This is a genomic window from Ursidibacter maritimus, from assembly GCF_009761395.1.
In the GTDB taxonomy this organism is placed as follows: Bacteria; Pseudomonadota; Gammaproteobacteria; order Enterobacterales; family Pasteurellaceae; genus Ursidibacter; species Ursidibacter maritimus.
The window spans coordinates 149574-167418 of sequence record NZ_LEKN01000001.1 but is presented as its reverse complement, the minus strand read 5'-3'; the positions used below and the strand labels follow the sequence as shown (position 1 = coordinate 167418).

General features: G+C 38.9%; 17 protein-coding genes. 12 read left to right on the top strand and 5 right to left on the bottom strand.

Annotated elements, in window-relative coordinates:
- Nucleotides 1-2: 2 nt before the first annotated feature.
- Complete coding sequence (locus A1D26_RS00830) at nucleotides 3-893, bottom strand: helix-turn-helix transcriptional regulator (protein ID WP_157394900.1); 891 nt, start codon at nucleotides 891-893, stop codon at nucleotides 3-5.
- A 168-nt stretch (nucleotides 894-1061) separates the two neighbouring features.
- On the bottom strand, nucleotides 1062-1301 hold the full coding sequence (gene tusA / locus A1D26_RS00825) for a sulfurtransferase TusA (protein WP_157402236.1): 240 nt from the start codon (nucleotides 1299-1301) through the stop codon (nucleotides 1062-1064).
- Between the two features lie 31 nt (nucleotides 1302-1332).
- Here tusA and pepQ point away from each other — a divergent pair, with 31 nt between their 5' ends.
- From pepQ to A1D26_RS00780, 9 genes are all read left to right on the top strand, one after another.
- On the top strand, nucleotides 1333-2643 hold the full coding sequence (gene pepQ, locus A1D26_RS00820) for a Xaa-Pro dipeptidase (RefSeq protein WP_157402235.1): 1311 nt from the start codon (nucleotides 1333-1335) through the stop codon (nucleotides 2641-2643).
- Between the two features lie 96 nt (nucleotides 2644-2739).
- Nucleotides 2740-4116 carry an argininosuccinate lyase gene (argH, locus tag A1D26_RS00815; RefSeq protein WP_157402420.1) on the top strand — a complete coding sequence of 459 codons (1377 nt, stop codon included), beginning with the start codon at nucleotides 2740-2742 and terminating at the stop codon, nucleotides 4114-4116.
- 101 nt (nucleotides 4117-4217) lie between these two features.
- On the top strand, nucleotides 4218-5006 hold the full coding sequence (locus A1D26_RS00810) for a D-hexose-6-phosphate mutarotase (RefSeq protein ID WP_157402234.1): 789 nt from the start codon (nucleotides 4218-4220) through the stop codon (nucleotides 5004-5006).
- Between the two features lie 57 nt (nucleotides 5007-5063).
- Nucleotides 5064-6140 carry a uroporphyrinogen decarboxylase gene (gene hemE / locus A1D26_RS00805; protein ID WP_157402233.1) on the top strand — a complete coding sequence of 359 codons (1077 nt, stop codon included), beginning with the start codon at nucleotides 5064-5066 and terminating at the stop codon, nucleotides 6138-6140.
- A gap of 36 nt (nucleotides 6141-6176) precedes the next feature.
- A complete protein-coding gene (locus A1D26_RS00800) occupies nucleotides 6177-6767 on the top strand; it encodes a YjaG family protein (protein WP_157402232.1) in 591 nt (196 codons plus the stop codon).
- Between the two features lie 116 nt (nucleotides 6768-6883).
- Nucleotides 6884-7156 (top strand): HU family DNA-binding protein, encoded by a 273-nt coding sequence (locus tag A1D26_RS00795; RefSeq protein ID WP_157393984.1) that lies wholly within the window; start codon nucleotides 6884-6886, stop codon nucleotides 7154-7156.
- Between the two features lie 127 nt (nucleotides 7157-7283).
- Complete coding sequence (gene prfA, locus A1D26_RS00790) at nucleotides 7284-8366, top strand: peptide chain release factor 1 (protein ID WP_157402231.1); 1083 nt, start codon at nucleotides 7284-7286, stop codon at nucleotides 8364-8366.
- Between the two features lie 8 nt (nucleotides 8367-8374).
- Nucleotides 8375-9241 (top strand): peptide chain release factor N(5)-glutamine methyltransferase, encoded by an 867-nt coding sequence (gene prmC, locus A1D26_RS00785; protein WP_157402230.1) that lies wholly within the window; start codon nucleotides 8375-8377, stop codon nucleotides 9239-9241.
- Nucleotides 9229-10077, top strand: a complete 849-nt coding sequence (locus tag A1D26_RS00780; protein ID WP_157402229.1) for a SirB1 family protein — start codon at nucleotides 9229-9231, stop codon at nucleotides 10075-10077. Before prmC ends, A1D26_RS00780 begins: the two co-directional genes overlap by 13 nt.
- 127 nt (nucleotides 10078-10204) lie before the next feature.
- Here the strand turns inward: A1D26_RS00780 and A1D26_RS00775 are convergent, their stop codons facing one another.
- The 3 genes from A1D26_RS00775 to malK form a co-directional block, all read right to left on the bottom strand.
- Nucleotides 10205-11065 (bottom strand): MalM family protein, encoded by an 861-nt coding sequence (locus A1D26_RS00775; protein WP_157402228.1) that lies wholly within the window; start codon nucleotides 11063-11065, stop codon nucleotides 10205-10207.
- 111 nt (nucleotides 11066-11176) lie between these two features.
- Nucleotides 11177-12454 carry a maltoporin gene (locus tag A1D26_RS00770; RefSeq protein ID WP_157402227.1) on the bottom strand — a complete coding sequence of 426 codons (1278 nt, stop codon included), beginning with the start codon at nucleotides 12452-12454 and terminating at the stop codon, nucleotides 11177-11179.
- A gap of 55 nt (nucleotides 12455-12509) precedes the next feature.
- Entirely contained in the window at nucleotides 12510-13649 is a 1140-nt protein-coding gene (gene malK, locus A1D26_RS00765; protein WP_157402226.1) for a maltose/maltodextrin ABC transporter ATP-binding protein MalK, read from the bottom strand.
- A gap of 323 nt (nucleotides 13650-13972) precedes the next feature.
- On the opposite strand from malK, the gene malE reads away from it, so the two are divergent.
- The 3 genes from malE (at nucleotide 13973) to malG (ending at nucleotide 17813) form a co-directional block, all read left to right on the top strand.
- Entirely contained in the window at nucleotides 13973-15157 is a 1185-nt protein-coding gene (gene malE, locus A1D26_RS00760; RefSeq protein WP_157402225.1) for a maltose/maltodextrin ABC transporter substrate-binding protein MalE, read from the top strand.
- Between the two features lie 198 nt (nucleotides 15158-15355).
- Nucleotides 15356-16906 (top strand): maltose ABC transporter permease MalF, encoded by a 1551-nt coding sequence (gene malF, locus A1D26_RS00755; protein WP_157402224.1) that lies wholly within the window; start codon nucleotides 15356-15358, stop codon nucleotides 16904-16906.
- A 16-nt stretch (nucleotides 16907-16922) separates the two neighbouring features.
- Nucleotides 16923-17813 (top strand): maltose ABC transporter permease MalG, encoded by an 891-nt coding sequence (gene malG / locus A1D26_RS00750; protein WP_157395193.1) that lies wholly within the window; start codon nucleotides 16923-16925, stop codon nucleotides 17811-17813.
- The last annotated feature ends 32 nt before the right edge of the window (nucleotides 17814-17845 follow it).

The following is a 17845-nucleotide window of genomic DNA, read 5'->3' as shown; positions in this document are numbered from 1 at the left end:
CCTTAGTTATTACTCGTTAAATATTGCTGAATATTTTCAATCATTTTATGTTGTAGCCTGTCGGGGCTAACAATCGTCAAATGGGGGATCCAGTACTGCACAAGGGGAACGATTTCCATTTCGTTGATATTTTTACAGGAAAGGAGTAGTCCGCCGTCATCGAGTCGGTGTAATAATTGTTGGTTAGGCAGTAAATTGCGGCGTAAAAAATAAGGGGCGGCAATTTTGTTCACTTTCACCACCACTTCAGCAATTTGGTTGCCGTGAGAGATGCTGTCGTTTTGTTTAATCTCTTCTATAAATTGTTGATTGGGTTCGAAAGTTTGATCAAGCACTTTGAGTTTGCTAATCTGTTTAAAGCAAAAGGTTTTCTGTTTGTCTTGATCGGTGCCGAGTACATACCAAATGCCGTTTTTGTTGATCAGTGCGTAAGGGGCAATTTGGTAAAATTTTCCGTCAATCTGACCGCTTTTGATGTAATCAAAGTGGATAAATTGGTGTTTTTCGATGGCGGAATGAATTTGATCAAAGGCTTTTTCTAAGCCACTAATATCTTCATATTCAAAGCCTTTAATGCGAATGCTATCAACCAGTTTTTCTTGGAAGAATTGGCGATCAATTTTAGGGAAAAGATCAGCTATGCTGGCGAAACTGGCAAAGCGTTCAATTTCGCTTTGGTTGAATACGCCTAATTTTGAGCGGTCAATTTGGTAATAACGTGGGCCTTGCTCTTTCCATTCTAAAAAAGAAAGGCGTTCGTTGATATCACGTTGAATGGTGCGAATGGAGCAATCAAATTCCCCTGCTAATTCATTGATGTCGATTCGTTCTTGTGTATTTAATTGCGAGAGAATAAACGCTAAACGTTGTGCGAGTAGATTGTTCTTTTTCATTTTTTCTCTTGTCTGAGTTGCTTATGGCACTATATTAAAACAGTCATATTGAATTAGCACGTCAGGTTATGTCGCTTATTAAAAATTTGCTGATGTTATACTATTTTTATGTTGGACTGATGAGCATGTATTTAGCTAAAATAATGGTTCAGCTTTTTAGTATAACGCTTATACTCCCTTTTTAATCCAGTACTGATAAGGCACAGATGCAGTTTGGCTTTGTAGCAGTTGATGATCCATAAATTGACAAAAACTCGGAATATCGCGGGTGGTGGCAGGGTCGTCAGCAATGATAAATAGCACTTCCCCATCAGCCATATTACGAATCGTTTTACGGGTAAGCATTACAGGCTCAGGGCAACGCAGCCCTAAGGTGTCTAAGGTTTGATGAATAGTTATTTCGTTCATTATTTTTGATTACTTAACATAAGGCAATAAGATGAAAACATTATTTTCGCAACATATTGTACGATTACAGCAGATTGTCCAACAAGCGTTAGAATTAGCTCGCTTAGATGGCTTGTGGATTTACGCAGGGGGAATGAAATATCATTTTTTAGATGACCAAACCGCACCCTTTAAAATCAACCCACATTTTAATTATTTCTTCCCAGACCCAACCGCAGAACAAAGCTGGATTTTTGTTGATGGAAAAAATAAACCGAAAGTTTATTTTTATGCACCGCAAGATTACTGGCACGTTGTGCCTAATCCGCCTGTTTCTGCATTTTTTGCCGATGAATTTGACTGGCAAATGCTAACTGAACCTAGCCAAATTAAGCAATATATTACGCAACCGCAACATTGTGCTTTTATTGGTGATGATGTAGCGTTGGCAGAAAGTTTAGGCTTTGAACATATCAACCCTAAGAAAGTGTTAAATGTACTGCATTTTGAACGTTCGATCAAAACAGAATTTGAAATTGAATGTATTGCTAAAGCACAATATAGTGCAATTAAGGGGCATTTAGCAGCGAAAGATGCCTTTTTCTCAGGGAAAAGTGAGTTTGAAATCAATCTCGCTTACCTGCAAGCAACAGAACAATCGGATAATAACGTCCCTTATGGCAACATTGTTGCGATTAACCAAAACAGTGCAGTGTTGCATTATACTCGCTTAGACACTCAGTTACCAAAAGCTCGCCACAGTTTCTTGCTTGATGCAGGTACAACTTGTTGTGGTTATGCCTCAGACATTACCCGTAGCTATGCTTATGATCCACAAAGCGAATTTGCTCAGCTTGTGGCTCAAATGGAGCAATTTAAATTAGCAATCATTGATGAGCTAAAAGTGGGAATTAACTATTTGAGCTATCACACGCAAATGCACCAGTGGATTTCGCAAATGTTGCGTGAATTTGATTTTGTTAAACTACCCGCCGAGCAAATTTTTGAAGAAGGAATTAGCCGTATTTTCTTCCCTCATGGATTAGGGCATCAGCTTGGCTTACAAGTACACGATGTGGCAGGTTTTCAACAAAATCATCGGGGAACACATAAAGCTCCGCCAGATATTTATCGAAGTTTACGTTGTACTCGTGATCTTGCCGAAGGAATGGTACTCACAATTGAGCCGGGGTTCTATTTTATTGAGATGTTGCTAAATCCTTGGCGAAATGCACCGCTTGCTCGTTTCTTTAATTGGGACAAAATTGATCACTTTAAGCAGTTTGGTGGTATTCGAGCGGAAGATAATGTTGTCATTCGAGCGAATGGAGCAGTAAATCTAACTGCGCTGGCAGAAAGGTAAAATAATTATTGAATTAAATTGCATATTTATGCAATAATTGACGCCATTATGAAGCGGTGCGATCCGCTTTTTTATTTACAAAAGGAAGAAATGAGTATGGCACTTTGGGGTGGGCGTTTTACACAAGCCGCAGATCAACAATTCAAATATTTTAACGATTCATTACGTTTCGATTATCGTCTTGCTTTGCAAGATATTGATGGCTCAATGGGGTGGGCAAAAGCCATTCACTCTGTTGGTATTATTAGTGCAGACGAATTAACGCAATTACTTGCTGCATTAAAACAGTTGCGTGCTGAAGTTGCACCCAATTTAGCGATTGTACTGCAAGAAGATGCGGAAGATATTCATAGCTGGGTTGAATTGCAACTGATTAAAAAAGTGGGCGATCTCGGTAAAAAATTACATACGGGGCGAAGCCGTAATGACCAAGTTGCTGTGGATATGAAATTGTGGTGTAAAGCACAAGTCCTTTCTTTGCAAGAATCTGTTCGTGCTTTACAAGAAAAATTAGTTGAAACGGCTGATGCTAATCAGCTTTCTGTAATGCCAGGTTATACCCATTTGCAACGTGCCCAACCAATTACTTTTGCTCACTGGTGTATGGCGTATTATGAAATGTTAGAACGTGATTATAGCCGTTTAACCGATGCCTATAAGCGAATGAATACTTGTCCGCTCGGTTCAGGGGCTTTAGCTGGAACGGCTTATGGAATCGATCGCGATCAACTGGCACAAGATCTCGGTTTTGAAACCGCAACTCGCAATAGTTTAGATAGCGTATCAGATCGTGATCACGTGCTTGAATTATTAGCGGCGGCTTCGATTAGTATGATGCACCTTTCACGTTTTGCAGAAGATCTGATTATTTTTAACAGCGGAGAGTGTCATTTTGTTGAGCTTTCTGATCGTGTGACATCAGGTTCATCACTGATGCCACAAAAGAAAAACCCAGATGCTTGTGAGCTTGTTCGTGGTAAAACAGGGCGAGTATTCGGAGCATTAACAGGTTTATTAACCACCCTAAAAGGCTTACCGCTTGCTTACAATAAAGATATGCAAGAAGACAAAGAAGGTATTTTTGATGCCCTTGAAACGTGGCAGGCTTGTATCAACATTTCAGCGTTAGTCCTTGAAGATATTAAAGTCGATACCGAAAGTACCAAAGAAGCCGCTCGCCAAGGTTATGCAAATGCCACCGAATTAGCCGACTACTTAGTTGCAAAAGGCATTCCATTCCGCGAAGCACATCATATCGTGGGCGAAGCGGTGGTATATGCCATTGCACAAAGTAAGGCGTTGGAAGAATTAAGTCTTACGGAATTTAATCAGTTCCATTCTTCGATTGCGGAAGATGTTTATCCTATTCTCTCCCTGGATTCTTGTTTAGCAAAACGTTGTGCTAAAGGTGGCGTGAATTTAGATCGTGTTGCTGAAGCAATCCAAGTGGCAAAAATCAATTTAGGGTTGTAATAATTTATTGTATTTACAAATGGACACACGCAGTGTGTCCTAATAAAAAAGCAAAAGTTTTGCCAAAAAAGAGCAATATCTCACTGCTTAAGGAGAAAACCATGAGCCAATCATTTCCCCCTGAAATCAATATCGTAACCTATAATCAAATTCCCGTTGTTGAAGTGAATCACCCTAAATGTCAGGCTAAAATTTCACTACAAGGGGCACAGTTATTCAGTTGGCAACCTGCTCATTGTTCGCAAGATGTATTGTGGCTCAGTGAAGTCGAACCTTTTGTAGAAGGGAATGCAATTCGTGGTGGTATTCCGATTTGTTACCCTTGGTTTGGTGGAGTGAAACAACCTGCTCATGGTTTTGCTCGTTTGCGTCTTTGGACATTGAACCAATATCAAATCACAGATGATGGCGTTGAGCTACTTTTCAAGCTCGATAATGATGCTGAAATTAAGATGCTATTAAATGAAACTTGCACCCTAACTTTTACTCATTTCAGTGAAGAAGCTGCTCAACTTGCTCTGCATAGCTATTTCAATGTTGCCGATATTGAGCAAGTCGCAGTGTTTAATCTACCTTCTGATTGCTTTAATTCTCTGACACAGCAACAACAAGCGGTCAGTTCGCCACGAAAAATTACCGAAAATGTTGATGAAATTTATTCAGCTGAAAAATCACCAAGTATCATTGCAGATCAAGATAATCATCGTGAAATCAGTGTTGAGCATATCAACGCTTCACAAATTGTCGTATGGAATCCTTGGCATAAAGTCACGAGTTCAATGAGTGAGCAAGGTTATCGAACAATGTTATGTGTTGAAACCGCTCGAATTAGCTCACTTTTAGCTAAAGGCGAGCAAGTTAGTGTGAAGATCAGCGTAAAATCAAACTAATTTATGCTATTATTTGCCCCATTGCCAAATGGGGCATTTAATTTTTAAGAGAAAGCTATGACAGAATTAAAAAATGATCGTTATTTAAGAGCATTATTGCGTGAACCTGTGGATATGACACCTGTCTGGATGATGCGTCAAGCAGGGCGTTATTTGCCAGAATATAAAGCAACTCGTGCACAAGCAGGGGATTTTATGTCGCTATGTCGCAATGCAGATTTAGCTTGTGAAGTCACGCTACAACCTTTACGCCGATATGATCTTGATGCGGCTATTCTGTTTTCCGATATTTTAACCATTCCAGATGCAATGGGCTTAGGGCTAAGTTTTGGTGCAGGTGAAGGGCCGAAATTTGCACGCACGATCCAAACTAAAGCTGATGTAGATAACCTACCCATTCCTGATCCTGAAGGGGAATTACAGTATGTAATGAACGCTGTGCGAACTATTCGCCGAGAGTTAAAAGGCGAAGTACCCTTGATTGGTTTTTCAGGTAGCCCTTGGACACTAGCAACTTATATGGTTGAAGGTGGATCGTCAAAAGCCTTCACCAAAATTAAAAAAATGTTATATAGCGAACCAAAGGTCTTAAACGCTTTACTGAATAAATTAGCCGATAGCGTAACGCTTTACCTGAATGCTCAAATTAAAGCGGGGGCTCAATCAGTGATGATTTTTGATACTTGGGGGGGCGTATTGGCTCATCATGATTATCCTCAATTCTCATTGCAATATATGCATAAAATTGTCGATGGTTTAATTCGTGAGAATGAAGGACGAAAAGTGCCTGTAACTCTCTTTACTAAAGGTGGCGGATTATGGTTAGAAGCGATTGCAGATACTGGCTGTGATGCCGTTGGTTTAGACTGGACGGTGGATATTGCTAATGCACGAGCCAGGGTGGGACATAAAGTTGCTTTACAGGGTAATATGGATCCGAGTGTGTTATATGCGCCTGCTGAGCGTATTGAGCAAGAAGTTAGCGATATTTTAGCTGGGTTTGGTAATGGTTCAGGTCACGTTTTTAACCTTGGACATGGTATCCACCAAGATGTACCTGAAGAAAGCCCGAAAATATTTGTTGATGCAATTCACCGCTTATCTCAACATTATCATGAAAAATGCAATGACTAGGCTCAACAGCTAGCGAATAATTTAAGGAATATAACGATGCGCAATCCTATTCATAAACGTATGGAACGCTTTGAAACTTGGCAACACCTAACTTTTATGGCGTGCTTATGTGAGCGAATGTTGCCGAATTTTGAGCTTTTTTGTGATGTGAGCAAGCGGTCAGATCAGGCTAAAATTTTCCAAAATATTCTTAATTTAGTTTGGGAACATCTTACTGTTAAAGGAGCAAAGATTAACTTTGAAAATCAATTAGAGAAACTTGAGGAGATTATTCCTGATGTTAATCAATTTGATTTTTATGGCGTTTTACCCGCAGAAGATGCTTGCGAAGGTTTATCCGAATTGCTACACGCTATCATCGCAGGGGAAACATTAGAGCAAGCGATTAAATTAAGTCAGCTCTCATTATCAACTGTTGCGACTTATGTGGAAATGCAACAAGAGCGAGAATTAAACGAGCAAGAGCTAAAAAATACCCCTGAAATCCAAGAAGAATTAGACGTACAGTGGCAAATTTATCGTTTGTTAAATGAATGTGAAGAACGAGATATTGAATTGATTTTAGCCCTTAAAAATGAGATACGCACCAGTGGGATTAGTAATATTGGGTTAAAATTTAACCAATAAGTGCGGTAAAACTAACAATTTTAAAATTATTCTCTTTGAGAATAATTAACTTTAGATTAAGCTATCGCAGCATTCACGCAATTTTATTAAACTAAATCTTTTAGAGGATAATCATTATGAACAAAACTGAGTTAATCGATGCAATCGCAGCAGGTGCAGAGTTAAGCAAGAAAGATGCAAAAGCAGCATTAGAAGCAACATTAAATGCGATTTCTGATAGCCTTAAAAAAGGTGATGCAGTACAACTTATCGGTTTCGGTACTTTCAAAGTAAATCACCGTAAAGCTCGTACAGGTCGTAACCCAAAAACTAACGAAGCGATTGAAATCCCAGCAGCTAATGTACCAGCGTTCGTTGCAGGTAAAGGATTAAAAGATTTAGTAAAATAATTTCGCTGAATTAAATTTGAGAATAAGCCTAGAGAATATCTAGGCTTTTTGCGTTTATTAGACTTGATTTTTCCGCTACAATATCGCCAATTTTTACCATTCAACGAAATAAGACAAAAATAACACAATGAAACCATCTATTATCAGTAAATTAGAAAGCCTTAGCGAACGCCATGAAGAGTTACAAGCCTTGTTAGGTGACCCTTCTGTTATCAATGACCAAGAAAAATTTAGAGCTTATTCTAAAGAGTATTCACAGCTCGAGGAAGTTGTTGGAACATTTAATCGTTGGAACAAATTACATAGCGATATTGAAGAAGCTCAAATTCTGCTTGATGACCCAGATATGAAAGAGATGGCTCAAGAAGAGATTGCAGAAAATAAGGCTGAGATTGAACAGCTAGAACAGCAATTACAAATTTTACTTCTACCAAAAGATCCGAATGATGAATATAACGCATTCCTTGAGATTCGTGCAGGAACAGGCGGCGATGAAGCGGGTATTTTTGCAGGTGATTTATATCGTATGTACAGCCGTTATTGTGAAGGCAAACGTTGGCGTATTGAAGAGCTATCTGCTAACGAAAGTGAGCAAGGGGGCTATAAAGAAATCATCGTGAAAATTAGCGGTGAAGGTGTTTATGGACAGCTCAAATTTGAATCGGGCGGACATCGAGTTCAACGTGTACCAAAGACAGAATCACAAGGGCGTATTCATACTTCAGCCTGTACGGTTGCAGTAATGCCAGAATTGCCAGAGTCTGAGCTACCTGAAATTAACCCAGCAGATTTGCGTATTGATACTTATCGTTCATCGGGTGCAGGTGGTCAGCACGTTAATACAACCGATTCAGCGGTGCGAATTACCCACATCCCAACAGGGATTGTTGTGGAATGTCAAGACGAGCGTTCCCAACATAAAAATAAAGCAAAAGCTTTAGCAGTATTAGCTTCTCGTATTGTACAGGTTGAAAAAGAGAAACAAGCACAGGAGCAGGCAGATACTCGCCGTAACTTACTTGGCTCAGGCGACCGTTCGGATAAAATTCGTACTTACAACTACCCACAAGGGCGTGTTACTGATCACCGCATAAATCTCACCGTTTACCGTTTAGATGAAGTGATGAACGGTAAAATTGATGAGTTAATTCAGCCAATTATTACGGAATATCAAGCGGATCAGCTAGCAGCATTGTCGGAGCAGCCTTAATAACTAAAATGAATTATCAACAATGGCTCAAATTCGCTGAACAGACCTTGCTTGAGAATACGGAGCAAGATCCCTTTCTCAATGCGAAAGTTGATGCGAATTTACTGTTACAAGCGGTAACAAAACGTTCTAAATCTGCAATTTTTGCTTTTTCGGAAACAGTGCTAAATGATGTTGAGCTAAAACAATTAGCAGAATTGCTTGCTCGCCGAGCTAAAGGGGAACCTATGGCATATATTTTAGGCGAAAAAGAGTTTTGGTCATTACCGCTAAAAGTATCAACGGCGACTTTAATTCCCCGTCCAGATACCGAGCGATTGGTTGAAATTGCGTTAGAGCAGGCTCATAAGCGGGCAGATTTACATAAAAATCTACAAATTTTGGATTTAGGCACAGGCACAGGAGCAATTGCTTTAGCGCTAGCCAATGAGCTACCGAATGCAAGTATTATTGGGATTGATAAACAGCCAGAAGCGGTAATTCTGGCGGAACAAAATCGCCAACAATTAGCTTTATCTAATGTGAAATTTTTCGTTAGCGATTGGTTTCAAACCTTGCAAAATCGGCAATTTGACCTTATTGTGAGTAATCCCCCCTATATTGACGCTAACGATGAAAATTTAATGAAAGGGGACGTGCGGTTTGAACCATTATCCGCATTAGTAGCAGAGCAAAATGGTTTAGCGGATTTGCAAAAAATTATCGAAAACGCACCGCTTTATTTGCACAAAAATGGAGTGCTAGTACTGGAACATGGTTGGCAACAAGCCAGTGCAGTACAAGCACTATTTAAACAATATCAATGGGATAACCCACAAACCGCACAAGATTATGGCGGTAATGATCGAGTAACTTGGGCAGTATGGACGAAATAATTAGCATATCAACTTTTACCAAAAAGCAACGTACTGAATTACAACGTTTTTTATATCGTGAGCTAATTCGATTAAGTACGCTAGTAGATGATAATCTGACTGAACCACAAATTTATGGTTTGATGTCGGCATTAGTTAAAAAAGCAAAATATCAAGTTAATGCAGAAGGCGATCTTCCACGTATTCAGCAATTACTCAATTTTATGTATGGCGAGCAAGGTTTTCATTGCCATCATCAAGAGTATTTTTACACCGATAATTTACAGATAGACAAAGTGCTACGCCGTAAACGTGGAATGCCAGTATCATTAGGGGCTGTATTATTGCACCTAGCATCTGCATTGGATTTACCACTCTATCCTGTTAATTTTCCAACGCAATTAGTTGTACGAGCAGAAATTACCACCGAAACAGGACGTAAAGAAACCCATTTTATTAACCCTTGGGACGGTTCTTTTTTAACTCGAGAAAAAATGGAAAAATGGTTAGAGGGAGAAATGGGATTTGGCACAGAGCTAAGCCGAGATTTTTTACGAATTGCAGAAGCTGACGAAATGTTAGAGCGGTTAGAAACAGTCTTTAAAATGGCACTAAGCCGAGAAGGTCGCTATGAAGATACTTTGCGTATTATTGAGTACCGCTTGATGTTTCAGCCTGAAGATCCTTATGAAATTCGGGATCGTGGAATGGTCTTGGCGAGTATGGATTGCTATCAAGCGGCTTATGATGATCTTAGTTATTTTATCGATCAATGTCCTGATGATCCGTCTGCGATGATGTTAAAACTAGAAATTGCAGGGCTTGAAAAACAAAGTAAAGCCAGTATGGTGCATTAAATACGGGGCTAATATACTTCAGCACCTATAATTTTGTTTTTCAATTGGTTATTATTTTTTATCGGGACGCTCTGTATAGTATACGTCCCGTCTGAATGGAAAAACTTTTCAACAACCTAAGGTAAATTTACTTCGCCGAAACGTGTTTAATAAAAATCTGGCGAGGCTGTTTTAGACCAAGTTGTTCAGCTTCATTAACTAAATTCATCGCTTTGTTGATATCTTTGTCTTTTAATGCTTTAAGTACAGCTTGGTTAAAATAGTTTTCCGTACTTTGTTCTACTGGTTGAGTAGGTTTATTCTCTTTAGTCGATTTAGGCATATCGGTTGCCACAGTACCAATTTGTGTCGTTGGTGTTTTGGCTTCAAATAAAGGGCCATTTAAACCGATAAATTGACTTGTTTGAACGCCTTCCACTTCCACGCTTACTTTACCTTGATTACTATGTGTTACTGTAATATCTGCAATCGCAGGTGGTTGATTACCTTTTGCTTTAGCTAATAATTTGGCTGGGTGAGTCATCATTGTTTTGCCTTGTAGCTCTTGCTCAGTTGTGTAGATCAACAGATAAATAAAATCTTGATTGTTAGCTGGTGTTAAACTTAGCTCAGCTTGATATTGTGCTGGGTTTAAACCACGCTCTTCACTGAATTTGAATTGTGATGCGGGATAACGCATCGCAGGATTAAAGTGGGAATCAAGCACTAAAGCATTAGGTACAAAAATAGTATTATTTTTTTGTACAGGACTTGCAATGTTAAGTTTTATCATCCCTTGATTAGCGGGGATTTTATAAGCAAGTACATTACCGCTTGCACCTTGTAATTGGTTAGTAAAATGGTCGACATCACTGTCATTTTGCTGTGATAATGCTACATCTTTCCATTGGATATTCGCAAGCTCTGCCTTACTTGGTTGTAAGACTGTGGCATACAGTTGTGAAGTAAAAAAAACGGTTGAGAGTAAAAGGGCAATTTTGGTTTTCATAACGCCTCCGAGAGATAAACAAGCGGTCAGTTTTGCAAATTTTTTTACCAATCTGACCGCTTCACTGTTTTATTTTGATTTTAATCCATTATATTTGGAAGTAATCAAACATTACCACCACGCTTCAAATTGAACGCCACCAATAAATTCACCATCTTTTGCTTTATAGCCAGCATTGGTACGATTTGCTGTGTTGAATTTGTCGTTCCAGTGAGCGTAAGTTCCAAAGACTCGGATCGCAGGGCGTGCCCAAATACTTGAACCTGCTTGCCATTGTTGTGCAAGGGTGTATTTGGTTAGACTGTTTTTCTTGCCGGTTGCTTGATCTTTAATTACATCATAGCCAACTTCTGCCAGTGTGCTCATCGTATCATTCCATTTATACATCGGACGAATACCGGCTGAATACCAGGTTTTACCTTGTTTATTTTTTAGGTTTGTTTTTTCGTAGATTAAAGCATACATTACTTCAACTTTATCACTTGCAGTAACAACGCCTTGATTGATTAAGCGGAGCATATCGCCACGATTGCTAGATAACGAACCTTGTGCGTGTCCGTTATTCCAAGATGTCATCGAGTCTTTAGCGTATTGTGCAGTGAATTTATTAAAGCCACCAAAGAAATTACCTTGGGTATATTCTAGCGTTGCCATATAGCCTTTTTTCGTTGCTTTATCATTGGCAAAGCGTGAATCATCTTTTTTGTGAGCATTACCATAATCAAAGCCGATTTCTAATGATCCGTCTTTCCAAAGTTCAATCCCAGCTAAACGAACATCAAAAATATCGTTGTAAACGTCTTTTTCCTTACTACGATCACTCTTATAAGTTTTTGTTGCATAATCATAGTAGTAAGAGAATGCACCACCCGATTCGGTATCGCGAGTTACCGCTAAAGAGAGTTTACCAAAGCCTAAATCCACATTTTCAAGTCCAGCACCCGGACCTGAAATATCCCAGTAGTAGAAGTCATTCATATGCACATCGTGGCGTTGGTAGAAACGTTTACCTGCCCATAAAGTCGCACCCGGTAAGCTATCAGCAAAGTTTTTGAATTGTACATTTAATTCTCGTAATGCTGGGCTTGTTGCTGTCCAGTCATTATTGTGTAGCGTACCGCCATAAGCGACATTCGTATCAAAATAAATGGATTTTTCACCCGATTTAAATAATTCTTGACCTAATTTCAGTTCAGCATAAGTATCTGACTCATTACCTAAACGGTATTTTGACCCACCACCGTTTACGCTAAATGCAGATTGCTCACCACCGCCAGAAGTCCAGCCGATACCTGAACGAGCATAGCCGTGAAAATCAACCGCTAATGCTGAAGTAGATAGTAAAGCACCAGAAATAAGAGTTGCTAATACGCTCTTGTTAATATTCATAGGAAACTCCTTATGTAATAGTTGTAAGTTAAGGTTTACATTATGAAAAAAATCGTTATACGCCGAGTTCTTTGAATAACCGCTTGCACGCTGTGCCATCTTCTTTGAAGAGATGGCAGCGATTTGGATTGATGCCAATGGACATTTGATCTCCTTCTTCCACAAGCACAATATCATTTTGACGGTAAACTAGGCTTTGTTTGATTGGTGGCATTTCAACGTGAACTTGGGTTTCATTGCCAAGTTGTTCCACCACTTTTACGGTGCCTGTGATACAAACTTCACTTTGATCACAAGGTAAAAGATGCTCTGGGCGAATACCAAGAGAAAGGTTATCGCCTACTTTCACACCTGTACTATCCACAGGAATCCAGAAATTCAGGTGTGTTGAATCTGGTAACTCGATTTTTACGCCATCTGCTTTTGTATCAATGACTTTTACAGGTAAGAAATTCATTTTTGGTGAACCGATAAAGCCTGCAACAAAGCGGTTAGCAGGGTAGTGATAGAGCTCTAAAGGTTTACCAATTTGAGCCACATTGGTGGTAATTTGTGTGTTGTTTCCTAGCGCTTGTAATACCACGATTTTGTCAGCGAGTGTCATCGCTTCAACTTGGTCGTGAGTAACGTAGATCATTGTTCTACCAAGTTTTTTATGTAGCTTAGAAATCTCTACTCGCATTTGTACACGCAAGGCTGCATCTAAGTTAGAAAGCGGTTCATCTAGCAAAAATACTTCAGGTTGAGAAACCAAGGTTCGACCAATCGCAACACGTTGGCGTTGTCCGCCTGAAAGCTCTTTTGGTTTACGTTGTAATAAGTGTGCAAGTTGTAAGATTTCTGCGACTTGATTAACACGTTGTTCAATTTCTGCTTGTTGTTTTCCTGCTAATTTCAAACCGAATGACATATTTTCAGCCACATTTAAATGTGGATAAAGGGCATAAGATTGGAACACCATACCTATATTACGTTTGGCAGGCGGTACATCATTCATTCGTGTTTCGCCAATATAGAGATCGCCTGTTGTAATATCTTCTAAACCGGCAATCATTCTTAATAAAGTGGATTTTCCGCAGCCTGAAGGGCCAACAAAAACAACAAATTCGCCTTCTTTAATATCAAGATTTACATCTTTTGAGATATGTATATCGCCGTAGGATTTTCCGACACTCACTAATCTTACATTTGCCATTTTAATTATCCTTCATTTACTATTATTTCAACGTTGCTAAGATTACTCATTCTTTGTCCAGTTGAAATCATACTTAGCAAAAAATTTTTTACTCAAGTTAAAAAATCTTTTTAACTAAAAAACACAAAATTTTGTGAGCTTACTCACATTTTTAAGTGATATTTTTGTGATCTGTTTCACGCTTTTTCCGCTTTGATCTAAAAATGTGAAATAGATCACTAAATAAACTGATGGGGTTGAGAAAGGGGGATGATGAACTCCATTATCAAATCTTTCATTATGCAACCGTCAAATTTCATTTAACCTAAAATGAGGAAAAAGCGATGAAAAACTTAACCAAAACAGCATTAGCCGTATTTGCAGGATTATGTTTAGCACAAGGCGTGCAGGCGAAATTAGTTGAAGGTCAATTAAACATTTGGATTAACGCCGATAAAGGTTATAACGGCTTAGCCGAAGTGGGTAAAAAATTTGAACAAGAAACAGGGGTAAAAGTTGTTGTAGAACACCCAAGCAAATTAGAAGAATTATTCCCACAGGTTGCATCAACTGGCGATGGCCCTGATATTATTATTTTCGCTCACGACCGTATGGGCGGTTATGCACAATCAGGTTTATTGGCAGAAGTTCACCCAAGTGCAGACTTTAAAGCAAAACTTTCTGATATTGGTTGGAATGCGACCAAATATAATGGCAAACAAATTGCGTATCCGATTGCGGTTGAATCTCTTTCATTGATTTACAATAAAGATTTAGTAGCAACTCCGCCGAAAACGTGGGAAGAAATTGAGAAATTAGATAAAGAACTCAAAGCGAAAGGCAAAAATGCGATTATGTGGAACTTGGCAGAACCGTATTTCACTTGGCCGATTATTTCTTCACAAGGTGCTTATGCCTTTAAAGTAACGCCTGAAGGCTATGACGTAAAAGACATTGGCGTAAATAATGAAGCCGCTCAAAAAGGCTTAAAATTTGTCGTTGATCTTGTTAAAAATAAAGTAATCAATGCGGATACAGACTATTCTGTTGCCGAAGCGTCTTTTAATAAAGGCGAAACTGCAATGACTATCAATGGTCCTTGGGCATGGTCAAACATTGAGAAAAGCAAAATCAATTACGGCGTTGCGGTATTACCAACTTTAAATGGTAAAGCAAGTAAACCATTTGTAGGTGTTTTAAGTGCGGCGGTTAATGCTTCAAGTCCGAACCAAGACCTTGCTAAAGAGTTCTTAGAAAATCATCTCTTAACGGATAATGGCTTAGACACTGTAAATACAGATACACCACTTGGTGCGGTGGCATTAAAGAGTTTCCAAGCAAAATTAGCCTCGGATGCTCGTATTGCAGCGACAATGGCAAATGCTGAAAATGGTGAAATTATGCCGAATATTCCGCAAATGAGCCGTTTTTGGTATGCTGAAAAAGCTGCTATTGATAGTGCAGTCAATGGTCGTCAGCCTGTGAAAGCAGCTCTTGATGAAGCTCAAGCAAAAATTGAGAAAGAGTAATTTAAAGCACTCTCTTTAGAAAAATCTAGGGAGATTTGATATAAATGATTAACAAAAAGTAAGTGATAAAAACCCTCTTATTTTTCTACAAATCTCCCCTAACCCCTCTTTACTAAAGAGGGGAATAAAATGACAAGCGGTTACTTTCTATCAATTTCTTGCAATTTCCTACTCGCCGTTCAAAACAAGGAAAATAAAATGCTAACTTCCACTCATACTTCAACTGCTCCACTTTGGAGCAAACGCATTTTTATTGCACTTTTGTATCTCATTGCTTTTTATTTAGTGTTTACTATTTACTTACAAGGCGAAATTCTTTTTGCACTTTTAACCTTGGTTGTTGTGGCATCAGGTATTTTTGTATTTAGTTCAGAACGAGCATATCGCTGGCGTTATCTTTTCCCTGGTGTTTCGGCGGTAGGTATTTTTGTGGTATTTCCACTTGTTTGCACCGTTGTGATTGCATTTACTAATTATAGTGGGACGAACCAACTCAATTTTGAAAGAGTGGTCAGCCAACTACAAGCCCAACGTTATTTTTCAGGAGAACGCTACAATTTCAAATTACTTGAAGCAGAAAGCGATAAATTCCAAATCTTATTAGAAAATAGTGCATTGCAAAAAAATTATCTTTCCGCACCGCTTGCACTGACTGAATTAAAAGGAGATGTGAAATTAGACGAAGTGGCTCTTTTGCCTGAAAGCAAAGTTGCACCATTAAAAACTATTACGCAAAATCGCCAACAATTACAAACAATCAATGCGATTTTGCCTAATGATGAAATGCTGACAATGAGTTCACTTCGTCAATTTTCACAACAAAGCCACCGCTTTAGTTTTGATATTGAAGGTCAAATTTTAACCAATAATGAAACAGGCGAACGCTATAAACCGAACGATCATATTGGTTTCTTTCAACAGATTGATGAACAAGGGAATTTTAGTGGAAAACGTTTAGAACCTGGCTACACAGTGGGTATTGGTTGGCAAAACTTTGTTAAAATTTTAACCGATGAAGGCGTACAAAAACCTTTTATTCAAATCTTTATTTGGACAGTGACCTTCGCTTTTCTTACGGTTTTTTTCACTACGCTGTTAGGAATGATCTTTGCATCTTTAGTACAGTGGGAACCTTTAAAAGGTAAAGCAGTGTATCGCCTATTATTGATTTTGCCTTACGCTGTACCAGGCTTTATCTCCATTTTGGTGTTCAAAGGCTTATTTAACCAAAGTTTCGGGGAAATTAACCTTATTTTAAATAACTTATTTGGTATTCGCCCTGAATGGTTTAATGATCCGTTCTTGGCTAAAGTGATGATTTTGATCGTCAATACTTGGTTAGGTTACCCTTATATGATGATCGTCTGTATGGGATTATTGAAAGCTATCCCGAATGATCTTTATGAAGCCTCTGCGATTGACGGTGCAACGGTATGGCAGAACTTTACTCGCATTACAATGCCACTGCTGATTAAACCATTGATGCCATTAATGATTGCTAGTTTTGCCTTTAACTTTAATAACTTTGTGTTAATTCAGCTGCTTACACAAGGTCGCCCATCAATGATCGGTACAAGTACGCCAGCAGGACATACTGATTTATTAGTCAGCTATACCTACCGCATTGCCTTTGAAGGTAGTGGAACTCAAGATTTCGGCTTGGCGGCTGCGATTGCGGTGATTATCTTCTTACTTGTGAGCGGTTTAGCATTATTCCAAATTCGCTTAACCAAATTACAGCAAGATTAACAGGGAGGAAAATATTATGGCTATTGTTCAACCTAAATCAATGAAAACACGTTTGTTTGCTACACATTTTTTCCTGATTGTATTTTGTGCGTTAATTATGTTTCCATTGTTAATGATTTTAGGGATCTCACTTCGTCCAGGTAACTTAGCTCTTGGCGAAATTATTCCAAGCCAAATTTCACTTGAACACTGGAAATTAGCATTAGGGTTTAGTGTGACCAATGCAGATGGTACGGTAACTCCGCCACCATTCCCTGTCTTATTGTGGCTGTGGAACTCCGTAAAAGTCGCTGGCATTACGGCAATCATTACGCTTGCTCTTTCAACGACTGCCGCTTATGCCTTTGCTCGTTTACGCTTTGCAGGGAAATCAATGTTGCTACAAAGTATGTTGATTTTCCAAATGTTCCCTGCTGTGCTTTCTCTTGTTGCGTTATACGCATTGTTTGATCGACTAGGCAACTATGTGCCATTCTTAGGACTGAATACTCATGGTGGCGTTATTTTTGCTTATCTTGGTGGAATTGCAATGCACGTTTGGACAATCAAAGGCTATTTTGAAACGATTGATAAATCACTGGAAGAAGCAGCCGCTCTTGACGGTGCAACACCTTGGCAAACTTTCCGCTTAATTTTATTGCCTTTGTCTGTACCCATTCTAGCGGTGGTATTTATCCTATCTTTTATTTCATCAATTATCGAAGTGCCTGTCGCTTCTTTACTCTTGCGTGATGTAGAAAACTATACGCTTGCCGTTGGAATGCAACAGTATTTACACCCACAAAACTATTTATGGGGGGATTTTGCAGCTGCAGCAATTTTATCCGCTATCCCAATTACGTTGGTATTTATTATTGCACAACGTTGGTTAGTTGGCGGATTAACCGCTGGTGGTGTAAAAGGTTAAAGAATTCGTAAGATAATTTTCTTCTGCTTGTA